Source organism: Bacillus sp. MBGLi79 (genome assembly GCF_002953915.1).
On sequence record NZ_CP026521.1, the window covers coordinates 3851354 to 3865170 of the forward strand.

13 protein-coding genes and 1 pseudogene are annotated in these 13817 nt (G+C 45.0%); 2 read left to right on the top strand and 12 right to left on the bottom strand.

The annotated features are described in order from the left end of the window. Positions 1 to 41: 41 nt before the first annotated feature. The 6 genes from C1T29_RS19680 to csoR all read right to left on the bottom strand — a co-directional run bounded on the left by C1T29_RS19680 (position 42) and on the right by csoR (position 6601). Positions 42 to 458, bottom strand: a complete 417-nt coding sequence (locus tag C1T29_RS19680) for a disulfide oxidoreductase (RefSeq protein ID WP_014665382.1) — start codon at positions 456 to 458, stop codon at positions 42 to 44. A 4-nt stretch (positions 459 to 462) separates the two neighbouring features. Next, entirely contained in the window at positions 463 to 1131 is a 669-nt protein-coding gene (bdbD, locus tag C1T29_RS19685; RefSeq protein WP_095431889.1) for a disulfide bond formation protein BdbD, read from the bottom strand. 119 nt (positions 1132 to 1250) lie between these two features. Then, positions 1251 to 3359, bottom strand: coding sequence for a heavy metal translocating P-type ATPase (locus tag C1T29_RS19690; RefSeq protein ID WP_142393719.1), 2109 nt, complete (start codon positions 3357 to 3359; stop codon positions 1251 to 1253). A 158-nt stretch (positions 3360 to 3517) separates the two neighbouring features. Beyond that, positions 3518 to 5929 carry a copper-exporting P-type ATPase CopA gene (copA, locus tag C1T29_RS19695; protein WP_103750207.1) on the bottom strand — a complete coding sequence of 804 codons (2412 nt, stop codon included), beginning with the start codon at positions 5927 to 5929 and terminating at the stop codon, positions 3518 to 3520. Positions 5930 to 6012: 83 nt separating this feature from the next. Continuing rightward, entirely contained in the window at positions 6013 to 6222 is a 210-nt protein-coding gene (gene copZ / locus C1T29_RS19700) for a copper chaperone CopZ (protein WP_040081817.1), read from the bottom strand. A gap of 73 nt (positions 6223 to 6295) precedes the next feature. Continuing rightward, complete coding sequence (csoR, locus tag C1T29_RS19705; protein ID WP_003228404.1) at positions 6296 to 6601, bottom strand: copper-sensing transcriptional repressor CsoR; 306 nt, start codon at positions 6599 to 6601, stop codon at positions 6296 to 6298. Positions 6602 to 6728: 127 nt separating this feature from the next. Between csoR and iolW the strand changes: the two genes are divergently transcribed. Then, entirely contained in the window at positions 6729 to 7805 is a 1077-nt protein-coding gene (iolW, locus tag C1T29_RS19710) for a scyllo-inositol 2-dehydrogenase (protein WP_103750208.1), read from the top strand. A 35-nt stretch (positions 7806 to 7840) separates the two neighbouring features. On the opposite strand, the gene azoRB is transcribed toward iolW, so the two are convergent. From azoRB to C1T29_RS19740, 6 genes are all read right to left on the bottom strand, one after another. Then, complete coding sequence (gene azoRB / locus C1T29_RS19715) at positions 7841 to 8476, bottom strand: FMN-dependent NADH-azoreductase AzoRB (protein ID WP_069150319.1); 636 nt, start codon at positions 8474 to 8476, stop codon at positions 7841 to 7843. Positions 8477 to 8635: 159 nt separating this feature from the next. Then, entirely contained in the window at positions 8636 to 10531 is a 1896-nt protein-coding gene (locus tag C1T29_RS19720) for an FUSC family protein (protein WP_103750209.1), read from the bottom strand. Positions 10532 to 10704: 173 nt separating this feature from the next. Next, positions 10705 to 11106: a YvaD family protein gene (locus tag C1T29_RS19725; protein WP_040081811.1), complete on the bottom strand. Its 402-nt coding sequence runs from the start codon at positions 11104 to 11106 to the stop codon at positions 10705 to 10707. Then, a complete protein-coding gene (locus tag C1T29_RS19730; protein WP_014665391.1) occupies positions 11103 to 11462 on the bottom strand; it encodes a DMT family transporter in 360 nt (119 codons plus the stop codon). The genes C1T29_RS19725 and C1T29_RS19730 overlap by 4 nt, the downstream gene beginning before the upstream one ends. Next, complete coding sequence (locus tag C1T29_RS19735) at positions 11459 to 12031, bottom strand: TetR/AcrR family transcriptional regulator (protein WP_071580888.1); 573 nt, start codon at positions 12029 to 12031, stop codon at positions 11459 to 11461. Before C1T29_RS19735 ends, C1T29_RS19730 begins: the two co-directional genes overlap by 4 nt. 111 nt (positions 12032 to 12142) lie before the next feature. Continuing rightward, positions 12143 to 12937 carry an SDR family NAD(P)-dependent oxidoreductase gene (locus C1T29_RS19740; RefSeq protein WP_095431895.1) on the bottom strand — a complete coding sequence of 265 codons (795 nt, stop codon included), beginning with the start codon at positions 12935 to 12937 and terminating at the stop codon, positions 12143 to 12145. A 152-nt stretch (positions 12938 to 13089) separates the two neighbouring features. Here C1T29_RS19740 and C1T29_RS24905 point away from each other — a divergent pair. Continuing rightward, positions 13090 to 13765, top strand: a pseudogene (locus C1T29_RS24905) (IS3 family transposase); the annotation flags it as partial. Between the last annotated feature and the right edge of the window lie 52 nt (positions 13766 to 13817).

Here is a 13817-nt window from a genome sequence, read left to right on the forward strand (position 1 = left end):
GCGAAATTAAAAAGCGCCCCGGCATACGAGGCGCTTTTGGGTTATTCAGATTTTTCGCCCTTCAGCAGGCACATAAAAACGATAATCAGGATAAAAGCAATCAAGGCCAGGAATGGAATGGTTATAAAACCAAACCAGTTAATATATTGGCCTGAACACGGCACACCGCTTACACACGGCTTAATGCCGCTAAAGCCGGGCACTTTTTGCTCTAAGTAATGCATAATCGAAATAAATGCCCCGATCATCGCCATCGGAAGCACATATTTTTTCACGCGTGTGTCCCCTTGAAAGGTGGCAATGCCTAAAATCAGGACGAGCGGATACATGAGGATACGCTGGTACCAGCACAGTTCACATGGAATGAACTTTCTGATTTCACTAAAATACAGGCTGCCCAGCATAGCGACAAGAGCCACAACCCAGGAAGCATATAAAAATACGATTCTATTTTTCATATCGTTACTTCCCTTTCAGCTCTTTTTCTATCGTTTCTTTGATTTCATCATAATCCGCAAAATTTTTGATCACTTTATCATTGACGTAAATCGTCGGTGTTGCATTTATGTTCATTTTTTGATTAAGGTCAGAATCCTTTTCCACTTGAGAAGCGAATGTTTCCTTATCAAGATTTTTCTTGAGCGTCTCAGGTTTTATCTTTGTGGTGCTTTTAGCAAGATCACCGAGAACGCCCGGGGTTACCCATTCCTGTTCTGTATCCGGCTGTTTTTCGAACAGCTTTTCATGGAAATCCCAGAAAGAGTCAGGGTCTTCCTTCCATACTTCTTCTGATGCAAGAGCCGCTAATCTTGAACCTTTTCCATGGAACATGACGTTCACGAAAGAAAATTTCACATCGCCCTTATCAATAAAGTCTTTTTGTATTTTTGGAAAGATGTCACTGTTAAACACCTTGCAAGACGGACATTTGTAATCTCCGAATTCTACTACAGTTACCGGTGCATCGTCCTTGCCAAGCACAGGCTGGCCTTTAATAGACGGCTGTCCGGAAACCGCTTCATCGCCTTGTTCCGTTTTGTTATTAATGATGACAATGGCTGCTAGCAATACAACGACCACAACCGTAAGGATGACCGCGAATTTCGCAGAAGACTGCTGTTTCTTTTTCACTCCGACACCTCATCGTTTTAAAATTAAAAAAGAAGCGGATCGCAATTGACCCACTTCTTTATTTTAACAAGACAAGCACAGATAAGAAAACCCCGAAAAAATGAATTCTCTCCGACAATTTATTTGTTTTTAAGACGCATGACACGCATGGCGTTTGCAACAGCCAGCAGCGTAACGCCGACATCAGAGAAAACCGCTTCCCACATAGTCGCAATTCCAAATGCACCAAGAATGAGGAAGATCGCTTTTACGCCTAAAGCAAAGCCGATGTTTTGCCACACGATACGCCGTGTCCGTTTTGCGATCCGAATCGCTTCCGCAATTTTTGATGGCTGATCTGTCATCAGCACGATGTCTGCGGCTTCTACCGCGGCGTCTGAGCCAAGGCCTCCCATCGCGGCCCCTATATCTGCGCGGGCAAGCACTGGTGTATCATTGATGCCGTCACCGACAAAAATGAGTTTTTCATTAGGCAAAAGCTTGGCTTCCAATGCTTCGACCTGCGCGACTTTATCCTGCGGGAGCAGCTCTGCATATACCTCATCGATGCCAAGCTGTTTTCCGACCGCTTCCCCCGTTTGTTTCGAATCACCCGTCAGCATAGCTGTCTGTTTGATCCCAAGCGACTTCAGATCAGCAACTGCTTGTGCTGCGTCTTCCTTTACTTCATCCGCTATGATGATTGCTCCGGCATATCGTTGACCAACGGCAACATGTACGATTGTTCCGGCTTTTTCATCCGGGACATCCTCAATTTGTTCTCTTTCCATGAGCTTTTTATTCCCGGCAAGGATCTCAGTTCCATTTACCTTTGCAAAAATGCCGTGGCCGGATATTTCCTCATATGATTCTATGGCGTCGGGGGAAAGCATTTTTCCATAAGCTTTACGCACAGATTCGGCAATCGGATGCTGTGAATGAAGCTCAGCGTATGCCGCCGCTTCAAGTAAGCTGTCCTTTGTAAATCCTTCCGAAGGCTTGATTTCTGTCACTTCAAAGCTGCCTTTTGTTAATGTTCCCGTTTTATCAAACACCGCGTATTTGACTTGATTCAAGGCTTCTAAATAATTGCTTCCCTTTACAAGCACTCCAGCCTTCGAGGCCGCTCCGATTCCTCCGAAGAAACCGAGCGGAATAGAGACAACTAGCGCACAAGGACAAGAAATCACTAAAAAGATAAGCGCGCGGTACACCCAATCGGAAAGAGCTGCGCCAGAAACAACAAGCGGCGGAACAAAAGCCAGCAATACCGCGATAATGACAACAGCAGGTGTATAATACTTAGCAAACTTCGTGATAAAGTTTTCTGTCCGGGCTTTGCGGCTGCTCGCATTCTGAACCAGGTCTAATATTTTTGATACTGCTGAGTCCTGATAACCCTTTGTGACTTCAATATGCAGAACGCCGTTTTGATTGATAAAGCCTGACATGACCTCTTGTCCTTCCGCAGCTTTTCTCGGAACGGACTCACCTGTCAACGCAGATGTATCAACCATCGCTGACCCTTGCACGACCTTACCGTCCAGGGGTATGCTTTCTCCCGGATTAACCACAATGATATCTCCTGTCTGAACATCCTCCGGAGAAACCTGTTCGATGCCGTTCTTTGTTTTCACATTGGCGTAATCAGGCCGTATATCCATTAAGGCACTAATTGATTTTCTGGACCGGCTGACTGCGGCTCCTTGAAAAAGCTCACCGATTTGATAAAACAGCATAACGGCGACTCCCTCAGGGTATTGCTGAATCAGAAAAGCACCAATTGTGGCAAGGGCCATCAAGAAATGTTCGTCAAACACTTGGCCGCGGATGATGTTTTTGACTGCGCGGATGACAATGTCACCGCCAATGATCAAATAAGCAGCGAAAAATAGCCAAAATTCAATGGTGCCTGAATGAACCAAATATGCTGCTGCGCCGAGAATGACAGCCGCCGCCATTCTGATCAGCATATTGACCATTCGATTACGATAGCCGTCATCCGCTGATTTCTTTTTATGCTTTTGGCGAACCGTTACATGCGGATCGATTGATTTCACTTTTTTCTCTATTTTATTTGTGACCCATTGCTCTTCTTTCCCATCGGCCGAGACAGTTAAGGTGCTTGCCGCAAAATTTACCGCGCATCCGTCAATTCCTTTTATGCCTTTGACTCCATTTTCAATTTTTTGGGCACAATTGCTGCAATCCAAACCGTCCAGAACGTATTCCTGTTTCACTAGTCTCACCTTACCTTCCGATTTAGGGTTCCCTCTTCAAAGCGTATCAATGAGCATTGATTTGTTATACATATATGAGCATATACTCATATAATAGTTACACCTATTATATGTTGTTTTCCAAGAAAGTGTCAATGAAAAACAAAAACCGGCATATCGCCGGTTTTTCATTTTACTTTCTGCAGACGAAGAGCGTTCAGAACTACGGAAACGGAGCTGAATGCCATTGCTGCTCCCGCTATCCATGGTGCTAAAAATCCTAGCGCTGCGATTGGGATGCCGAGGCTGTTATAGCCGAGCGCCCAGAATAAGTTTTGTTTAATGTTTTTCATTGTCAATCTGCTCATGCGAATGGCGTCGGCAATGCTGTTTAGATCGCCGCGAATCAGCGTAATGTCAGCTGTTTCCATGGCAATATCCGTGCCTGTTCCAATCGCCATGCCTATATCGGCTGTGGCAAGCGCCGGCGCATCGTTAATTCCGTCGCCTACCATAGCTGTTTGGCGGCCTTCTTTTTGCAGGCGGGCAATTTCTGCCGCCTTTTGTTCAGGAAGGACTTCCGCAATGACACTCGTAATTCCCGCTTCCTTCGCGATGGCTTCTGCGGTTCTGCGATTGTCTCCTGTCATCATGATGACATCAAGCCCCAACTCTTTCAGACGGGCAACAGCCTTCCGCGACGTGTCCTTAATCGTATCTGCAACTGCTACTAGCCCCGCTGCTTCCCCATCAATGGATACAAGCATAGCTGTTTTCCCTTCGGCCTCAAGCTCTTCCATTTGGGCGAGAAGAGCCCCATGCTCAACCTGTTCGCTCTCCATTAGCTTTCTTGTGCCGACGAGAATGCTTTTTCCTCCGGCTTCAGCCAAAATGCCTGCGCCGACCTTCGCTTCAAAACGGGTTAGCTTCGGAATCTCTAGCCCTTTTTCTTTCACGCCAGCCACAATTGCTTCGCCGAGCGGATGCTCCGATCCCGTTTCCGCTGCCGCTGCAAATTGAAGCAAATCCGTTTCATCAAAACGTCCGAATGGAATGGCATTCGTCAGACGCGGCTTCCCGTTTGTCACGGTTCCGGTTTTATCAAGAACAATGGTATCGAGACGATGTGTTTTTTCTAAATGCTCGCCGCCTTTAAATAAAATGCCGAATTCAGCAGCGCGTCCAGATCCAGCCATTATGCTCGTCGGAGTGGCAAGACCGAGGGCGCAAGGACAAGCAATGACAAGAACCGCAATGAACTTGCTGATCGCTTCAGCAAAATCGCCAGGAGCCGCCCAAAGATACCAAATGAGAAAAGTGAGAACGGCAATCCCCAATACAATCGGCACAAAAATGCCTGAAATCTGGTCAGCGAGACGCTGGATCGGCGCTTTTGACCCTTGTGCTTCCTCAACAATTTTGATGATATGGGAAAGGGCAGTGTCCTTTCCGACGTTGACAGCTTTAATTTTCAGGAAGCCGTTTGCGTTAACGGTTGAACCTGTCACACTGTCGCCAGGATTTTTATCAACAGGAAGACTTTCTCCTGTAATCATCGATTCGTCAACCGCCGAGCGGCCTTCAATCACTTCTCCGTCGACAGGAATTCGTTCACCAGGTTTGACGTAAACAATGTCATGAACGAGCACTTCGGCGATCGGGACGATTTGCTCCTTTCCGTTTCTTACGACAGTCGCTGTTTTCGCTTGAAGCTTCATCAGCTTTTTAATCGCATCCGAGGAACGTCCCTTTGCTTTTGTTTCAAACAACTTGCCTAGTAAAATCAGCGTCAGCAAAATCGAGCTTGTTTCATAGTAAAGGCCGTCTGTATGTCCGTTGGAACCAAGGCTTTGAAAAGTAAGATATAGACTATAGGCGTAAGCAGCAGTCGTTCCGAGCGCGACCAATACATCCATATTGGCGCTTTTATTTCTGAGTGCCTTATACGCACCCGCATAAAACGGCCAGCCGATCAGAAACTGGACTGGTGTCGCCAGCGCAAACTGCATCCACGGATTGAGAAATATATCCGGCACCCAAATGAATGATGTAAATGTAAAATGGCTCACCATCGCCCAAAGCAACGGGAACGACAGAACCGCTGAAAAGATCAGTCTCGCCGTTTGCTTCCGTTCTTCTTTCTTTTTAGCAGCTGCTGCTGCACCGTCCTGATCATCCTTCAGCTTTAGCTTATATCCAAGCTTATCTACCACTGCTTTCAGATCATTGACAGACGCTTCTTTTGGATTGTATTCGACTGTAACTGTTTCTAAAGCGAAGTTTACAGGGGCGTTTGCGACGCCTTCTATTTTGTTAAGCCGCTTTTCAATCCGATTGGCGCAGGCCGCACAGGTCATGCCTTCAATATCGAATTCAGCTTTTTCTGTAACGACATGATAGCCCATCTTCTCTATTTTTTCCTGAATTGCTGCAGCCCCTGTTTCAGCAGGATCGTAGATTACATTTGAAGTTTCCGTTGCCAGATTGACATTGGCATCTGCGACACCGGGCACCCGCTTCAGGCCTTTTTCAATTCTGGAAGCACATGCCGCACAGGTCATACCAGAGACCTGCATTGCGACTTCCTTTTGTTCACTCAATATACTCACTCCTTTATATACACCCGGGGGGTATATAAAAATGAAAGAAATATCGCACCTCTATAAAGGCGCGATATCTTGAATCAATCGGCTACATCATAGCCCTGATCTTCTATCGCATCCGCAATGTCTTTGACGGATACTTTGTCAGCATCAAACGAAACATCGACTTTACCCGCTTCCAGATTGACATGAACAGCACTGACGCCGTCCAGTTCTCCTACGCTCGTTTCTACTGCTTTCACACAGTGCTGACAAGACATTCCTTCGACTTGCAATGTTTTTTGTTCCATATGAATTCCTCCTGTTTATTCTTTCTGTTTTCATCCTACCATACCCCCGTAGGGTATTACAATAAAAAACGCTTTATGATTTTGTGAACTTTTTAAATACATCCAACAGCTCAGAAATGGCTTGTTCCCCGTCTCCGCTTTTGATGGCATCCGCTACACAATGATGGGCATGATCCTCAAGCAAATGAAGCGCCACATTTTTCATTGCCGCTTGAACAGCTGAAATCTGCACAAGAATATCTACACAATATCTATCGTTTTCCACCATGTTTTGAATGCCTCTGACTTGACCCTCAATCCGCTTAAGCCGGTTTGTAATCTGATCTTTTTCTTTCGAGCTTTTATGGTTTAATGTTTTATGTTCGTTATGCTTTTCCATGCGTACACCTCTGTTTAATGATATTAATTCCCATTATACTGATTGTCCAAACGGTTGTCTAAGCATGCCGACGCAAAAATTGAATCAGTTAGGTTTTACCATTTCATCAGGAGGGTATATACTTCTGTTGATAACGCTTTTAAAGGGGAGAAGAAAAGTGGATACGATCAAGGTTGGAATATTAGGATACGGATTGTCCGGTTCTGTTTTTCACGGGCCGCTGCTGGCTGTTCTGGATGAGTATCACATCAGCAAAATCATGACATCACGGACGGAAGAAGTGAAACGGGATTTTCCTGATGCTGAAGTTGTGCATGAGCTTGAGGAAATCACAAATGACCCCTCCATTGAGCTCGTCATTGTCACCACACCGAGCGGCCTTCATTACGAGCATGCTATGGCGTGCATACAAGCGGGAAAACACGTCGTGTTGGAAAAACCGATGACAGCGACGGCCGCAGAAGGGGAGAAATTAAAGAAAGCCGCTGATGAAAAAGGCGTATTGTTAAGCGTATATCATAATCGGCGCTGGGATAACGACTTTTTAACGATTAAAAAGCTGATCTCTGAGGGATCTCTTGAAGATATCAATACATATCAAGTCTCCTATGACCGCTACAGACCTGAGATTCAAGCGCGGTGGCGGGAAAAAGAAGGCGTTGCCACTGGCACGCTGTATGATCTCGGCTCCCACATTATAGACCAGACCCTGCATTTGTTTGGGATGCCTAAAGCCGTGACTGCAAACGTAATGGCTCAGCGGGAAAATGCCGAAACGGTTGACTATTTTCATTTAATCCTGGATTACGGCAAGCTTCAAGCCATTCTATACGGAGGATCAATTGTTCCGGCAAACGGTCCCCGTTATCAAATCCATGGTAAGGATTCCAGCTTTATCAAATACGGAATCGACGGGCAGGAAGACGCACTCAGAGCGGGAAGAAAACCAGAGGGTGACAGCTGGGGCGCGGATGATTCGGAGTTTTACGGACAGCTTACAACCGTTCATGGCTCCGATAAAAAAACAGAAACAATTCCATCAGTAAATGGCTCCTACCTTACCTATTACCGTAAAATAGCGGAAAGCATACGAGAAGGTGCTGCGCTGCCAGTCACCGCTGAGGAAGGTATTGATGTCATCCGCATCATTGAAGCCGCAATGAAAAGCAGTAAAGAGAAACGAACCATTATGCTGGAGCAATAAACAAAAGCCTCCCCAAATAAGGGGAGGCTTTTTCATTAGAATGTTTTTCCTGCTTCTTTCGCACGCGCGATCGCGTCTTCTTTGATTTGCTGTGCTTTATCTGGCTCCGCATTATGTCCCTCTACGAAAATGCCATCGAATGATGGTACGCCGAAGAAGTTCATCATGATGCCGATGTAGCGGTGTCCCATTTCCATCTCAGCCGCGGGACCTTCTGAATAATAGCCGCCGCGCGCTTGGATATGGATTGCTTTTTTATCAGTCAACAAGCCGACAGGACCTTGTTCTGTGTATTTGAATGATTTTCCTGCAACAGCAACAGAATCAAGATACGCTTTCATCACTGGCGGGAATGAGAAGTTCCATAAAGGAGTGACAAATACGTACTTATCAGCTGATGCAAATTGATCGCTAAGCTCTCCCAAACGGCCTACTTTCGCTTTTTCGTTTTCAGAAAGCTCTTCAAAGCCTGTACCTGACTGAAGCTTTCCCCATCCGCTGAATACATCTGCGTCAATGTGCGGGATGTTTTCTTTGTACAAATCGATATGTACAACTTCATCATTTGGATTCGCTTCTTTGTAAGATTCGATAAATGCTTTACCTGTTGCCATACTGTACGAAGTTGCTTCGTCATGCGGATGAGCAGTGATATATAATACTTTTGCCATTTTTACCAGCCCTTTCGTTTTTAAAAATCACACATCAATTATTATCATACAGATGCATAATGATTATTCTGTCTCTCTTAGACTTTATTATAGAGACAAAGAAATTTACTTTCAAGTAAAATATCTCGAATTAAAGATTATTTCCCTTTACCCAACAGCTTACTTTTCAAAAGCTGTTCTCAAGCCGGAATACAGCACGGATAATTCTTTACTGATCCGAGGATAATGAGCGACATGCGGCACTTGAATATCCGCCGGCATTCTTTTCACGTTAAAGGATTGCTCAGCCTGTTCAAAAAACGTCCGCAGCTGGTTGATCTCTTCATCAGAAAACGGAGAAGGCAGACGGCGGTGAGCTTGGGCTGAGAGCAAATAATAGCCTAAGTGCTGAGCACCGGAAATAACAGGCCAGAGTGCATCCGCATTCGCATGAGGAAACTCCCCAAGCGCCTTGTCATACGCATCCCGAAGCCTGACGAGGCTCACCCTTAATTTATGTTCGTCAGCTTTCTGCCCGGTTAACAGTTTCTCCATAAACTGCCCTTCCAGCCGGATGACGTTCCTCATCAGTTCAGGCAGCCGCTTCGTTGAAAACCGCCGCCACAAAAGCATTGTTCCCAATAGCCCGATCACGCTGCCGACAGCTACGTCCGTCAGCCTCGCTATCATAAAATAACCGGTGTCCGCGCCGCCATGCATACTTTCTGTGATAACAAGCGCATTTGCGGTTAAAAAGGGAACAGCCAGCGCATAATTGCGGACAATCAGCATCTCAAGAAGACATTGCAGCGCTGCAATACAAAACGCAATATAAACACCGCCTGGCTTAAAAAACAAGATTGCGCCTGCCAGCATAACACCGATCACCGTTCCGGCCGAACGCTGAATAGCCCTGTGAAGCGTAAAAACAACAGTAGTGCCAAGCATGACCGCTGCTGCCGAAAGCGGAATCCAATAGGAGCGTGCAAAGCCGAATACGAGGGCAAACATATCGGCGGCAAACAGAACAATTCCGTACTTTAACGCTCTAATCAAAACCGGAGACTTCCAGTCAAAGGCATTTCTCAAAAAGTAAAAAGAGGATGGCAGGCGGCTCGGTTCCCCATCAACCTGCTTTTCCAAACGTCCTGAAGCGATATGCAAAACCTCGTTGATTTCTTCAAACAGCTTTCGCCTTGGCTCAGATTCATTTTCATTAATCTGAAACGTATTGAAAACCCGTGCATGTGCAAGCATATCTCCGGTTTGACGAAGTGCCTTTTCAATCTTAGCGGTCTCTCCATCCGGCGTTTCAGCTGAAAAATGAATAATGGCAAGGAATATGTCGTCAGCTTTTTCAAGCAGGCGGAAAAACCGTTCATCATGCTGTGATTTTTTCCGTCCGTTCCCTTTCCCCAGAACGGTTTGTCGGGCTGTTCTGAGCATGAGCACCGTCTGATGCTGCGCATGATGAAAACCTGGCGTTCCGACGGCTGAAAGACATGCAGCCAGCTGATCATATGTTTTTTGCAGCACCGCTCCCTCCGGTCCATGCTTGTTCCATAACCAGCCAATTAGCGCGATGCCCATGGCGAAAATGCCGCCGAGAAACGTCAGTCCCGCTCTGAACAACGCTTGTGAAGGATCGGCTGGCAGCCCGGAACTGACTAAAAAGGCTAGGACAAAAAACATCGGCGCAGGGCCTTGAATGCCGAGCGCGCTAAAAATAAACATCGCCGCTGCACCGACCAGCCCCAAAACAGCCGCCATTATCCAAAGCGTCCCGGACAAAAGCGTTCCTAATCCAAATGAGAGGGCGATCCCAAAGGAAACCAAGAGTAGCTTCAAAGCGCGCTTTTTGTAAGATTCACCGCCCGCATATAAATAAACAAAGCCTCCGATACTTGCAGTTAGTCCGTAATCCGTGTGACCCGCTAATGCGCCGACCAGCACAGGAAACCCTGAAGCGAAACCTGATCCGATAGCCTTTTTCCAAGGAAATGGATTCGCATGAATGCGAAAGGCATCCTTCACGATAGGCATGATTCTTTGATTGTTCTCACCAGTTTTGTTCATTTGACAAAATCCTTTTCAATGAATATATAGAACTCTTCCCATTTCTTCGCTTTAGTATGCCCAAAAACGCGGTTAGCTCCTCAATTGGTGCGCCCGATAAAAAAAACAGAGACTTAAACCGTCTCTGCTTGCATGACATCAGTTTATTCGCAATATCATAAAAGCGGCACCTGTCAGGACTGCTTCGTCCTTCTGCTTTCCTTTAAGAGCAGGTGGATAAAAAATAAAGGGTAAATCAATAGATACCCATTAAATAGCCACCACACAAGATCAAAGTCCCTGCTGAATGTCCAGAATGATATCGCCTGCAGACCTGAACAACAGGTCAGCACAAGAGAAATCAGCGCCATCAGCTTCCACTCAGCACGATTCACCCGCTGTAAGTACAAGCTGTACAACCCTGTCACAGAGATCAGGATATCCAGCGGAAAAAAAGACCAGTTCCAGGCGATCATAAACGGATGGTCATGATGTTTAAAGGCCCAGTTTTCCGGTATGAGCGAAAACCCGGCTGACAGCCAGTACAAGATAAAGCCAATATCAGTCACGAGAAAAAAGAGCTTCATATATCTCATTTGTACTGCCCGCTTTTATGTACCGGCTCAGACACCCCAGCCTGCTCGATCAGGTTTAAAGACACAACACCGGCAATAATCAATCCAATTGAAATGACTTTCATGACACTAACATGTTCTTGAAAAAACAAAAAACCAACGACTGTAATCAGGACGATTCCCATCCCTGACCATACAGCATAAGCAACAGATACGTCTATTGATTTTAGCGTAAGCGTCAGAAAGAAAAGACTCCCTCCATAAAAGAAAATCAACAGCACACTGGGAATAAGCTTTGTAAAACCGGACGATAGCTTCATGCTGACCGTTCCCGCAACCTCAAACAAAATCGCCAAGCATAGAAACACCCAATTCACGTGGCATCAGCCTCCTCATCAGCTGTTATACCGTTAAACAAAACATCTACAATTGATTCAAGAACCTCTCCTGTCGTGAACTGATGTTTCAGCGGATATTCAGGGTCATACACTTGGTTGATGCTCCCTATATACATGTGAACAAACAGGTCCAGATTGATGTTCCTGATTTTCTTTTGCTGTTTGCACTCGTTTAATAATGCTAGGACGATCGCCCATTCTTCCTTAATAAACGTGTCTAATGTAAGCCATGCGTCATAATGGTATTTCTTTAGTTCATTTAATAATCCCATGTTCAGCAGTTCCATCCCCTGCGGAAGGCTGATCAGCATTTTTTTCACCTTTTCAAGCACATTTAAACGTTCATTTTCATAGATGTCTCTTTCCATTTGCTTCATTTCAGCTATAAATTGTTCGACAACCGCCTCAACAAGCTGATCTTTAGATGAATAATATGCATAGAGCGTCCGCTTGCTCGTTCCCAGCGCTGCCGCCAAATCATTCATCGTAAATGAGAATCCTTTTTGCTTGATCAGCCGTATGGTTTCCGCCAAAATTCTTTTTTCCAAATTAATCCCCTCGCTTTCGGTACTACAAAAACTGTTTCAGTACCAAAATTATACGACAGCAATTTATGGAAATCAACAATATATAAAAAAACCTCTCCTATTGGGAGAGGTTTAAAAGACACTGCGGACCAAACCGCCGTCAGCCCGAAGCGCCGCGCCATTGATCGCGGAGGAAAGCGGGCTGCTTAAAAATGTAACAAAGTGGGCGATTTCTTCCGGACGGATCAGTCTTTGAATGATAGATGTCGGCCGGTTTTCTTTCATAAAACGTGCCTCAGCTTCTTGAACAGTCAGGTTTTCATCAGGATACAGCGAGTTCAGCATGGTTTCCACACCCTCTGTTAAGGTAGAGCCCGGCATGACGGTGTTGACTGTGACATTCGTGCCGGTTGCCAGCTCCGCCAAACTGCGGGAAATGGACAGCTGCATCGTTTTTGTCGCACTGTAATGAGCCATCTCCTGTGACGGCATAATTGCCGCTTCACTGGCAATGAAAATCACACGTCCTTCTTTTTTCTCGATCATGTTATGCAAATACTTGCGTGTCAGCCTTACACCGCTCATAATATTCACTTCAAAAAAACGAAACCATTCATCATCCGGAATATCAAAATACTCCACCGGTTCGAAAATCCCTAAATTGTTGACCAAAATATCAACGTGCGGATATGCCTGAAACAGCTCATTGCAGCCTTCTTCTGTTCCCAAATCAAATGCAGCCGGATACAGGACCGCTTCAGCATGTTGTGTTTTCAATTCATCTATCGTCTGATTCACTTTCTCTTCCCGGCGTCCGTTAATAATCACTGCCGCCCCTTCTTCAGCTAACGAAGAGGCAATAGCTTTTCCGATCCCCGATGTCGAGCCGGTAACCAGTGCGGTTTTTCCTTGTAAATTCAGCTTCATTCTTCATCCCTCCGTTTTTGATTCCTCTTATTTATTGACAGAAATCTGCTTGGTGAAACATCTGCTCTGCAAACAGTATGAAACAGCTGGGATTGAAATGGAAGTACGCACTTTTTGGTGCCTGTGATTTAACGAACGATCAATCCCCATACCATTTGGAAAACAAATCGAAATGCTGTGAAGAGAGTGCAAGTATCGATATGAATATCAATAAATTACAGCCCTATAAAAAAAGGAAATCCACATTAACCATAAAACGGAAACTTATTATGCAAAAAAATCAGTTGGCAGTGTGGGGTTAAAGTGAAAAAGTGTATGAAGAATGAACAGCTATATACGGTGGTCGATTATATATTAAATCGGAACTTTTAGTCTAAATCATCCTCTTAAAAAAAGTAACGGACATCTCGTATCTGCCATATTGGAAGAAGCAATTGTACCTTTTCCAGCATATTAGATTTATACTTGGAGAAGTTATTGCTTTTACGATTGCAGAGAAGCAGGATACAGACATTTTACACTTAATCAACTGCTAAAATTGCCTAGGAACTGTCTGTTACATAGTGTCAAAGGATCTGTTTTTGCATCTTACGAGTATCAAAAAGTATTAACACAAAAGGCATTATCATGAGCATGTTCCGTAAAGGGACGACTGCTGATAATGCCTCTAATCATATCGTTTCATTCCTCACTAAAGTCTGAAACGTTTATTTTAACAGAATTGATCATACTACGACCACCATCAAAAAACGCACTGTCAAAGAATACATAAATTATTATAACAACATTCGATTCAAACTAAGCAGCCAATCACCAATAAACTATTGACAATTGGCTACATTAAAAAATGTTTTAAGTTCTGTCTCAAAAACAGGGGGGA

Bases quoted from the DNA above. Each gene is read 5' to 3' on its own strand.
- C1T29_RS19740 (WP_095431895.1), bottom strand. From the start codon at position 12,937: ATGAAGCTGAATTTACAAGGAAAAACCGCACTGGTTACCGGCTCGACA.
- C1T29_RS19680 (WP_014665382.1), bottom strand. From the start codon at position 458: ATGAAAAATAGAATCGTATTTTTATATGCTTCCTGGGTTGTGGCTCTT.
- C1T29_RS19725 (WP_040081811.1), bottom strand. From the start codon at position 11,106: ATGAGATATATGAAGCTCTTTTTTCTCGTGACTGATATTGGCTTTATC.
- azoRB (WP_069150319.1), bottom strand. From the start codon at position 8,476: ATGGCAAAAGTATTATATATCACTGCTCATCCGCATGACGAAGCAACT.
- C1T29_RS19720 (WP_103750209.1), bottom strand. From the start codon at position 10,531: ATGAACAAAACTGGTGAGAACAATCAAAGAATCATGCCTATCGTGAAG.
- copZ (WP_040081817.1), bottom strand. From the start codon at position 6,222: ATGGAACAAAAAACATTGCAAGTCGAAGGAATGTCTTGTCAGCACTGT.
- csoR (WP_003228404.1), bottom strand. From the start codon at position 6,601: ATGGAAAAGCATAACGAACATAAAACATTAAACCATAAAAGCTCGAAA.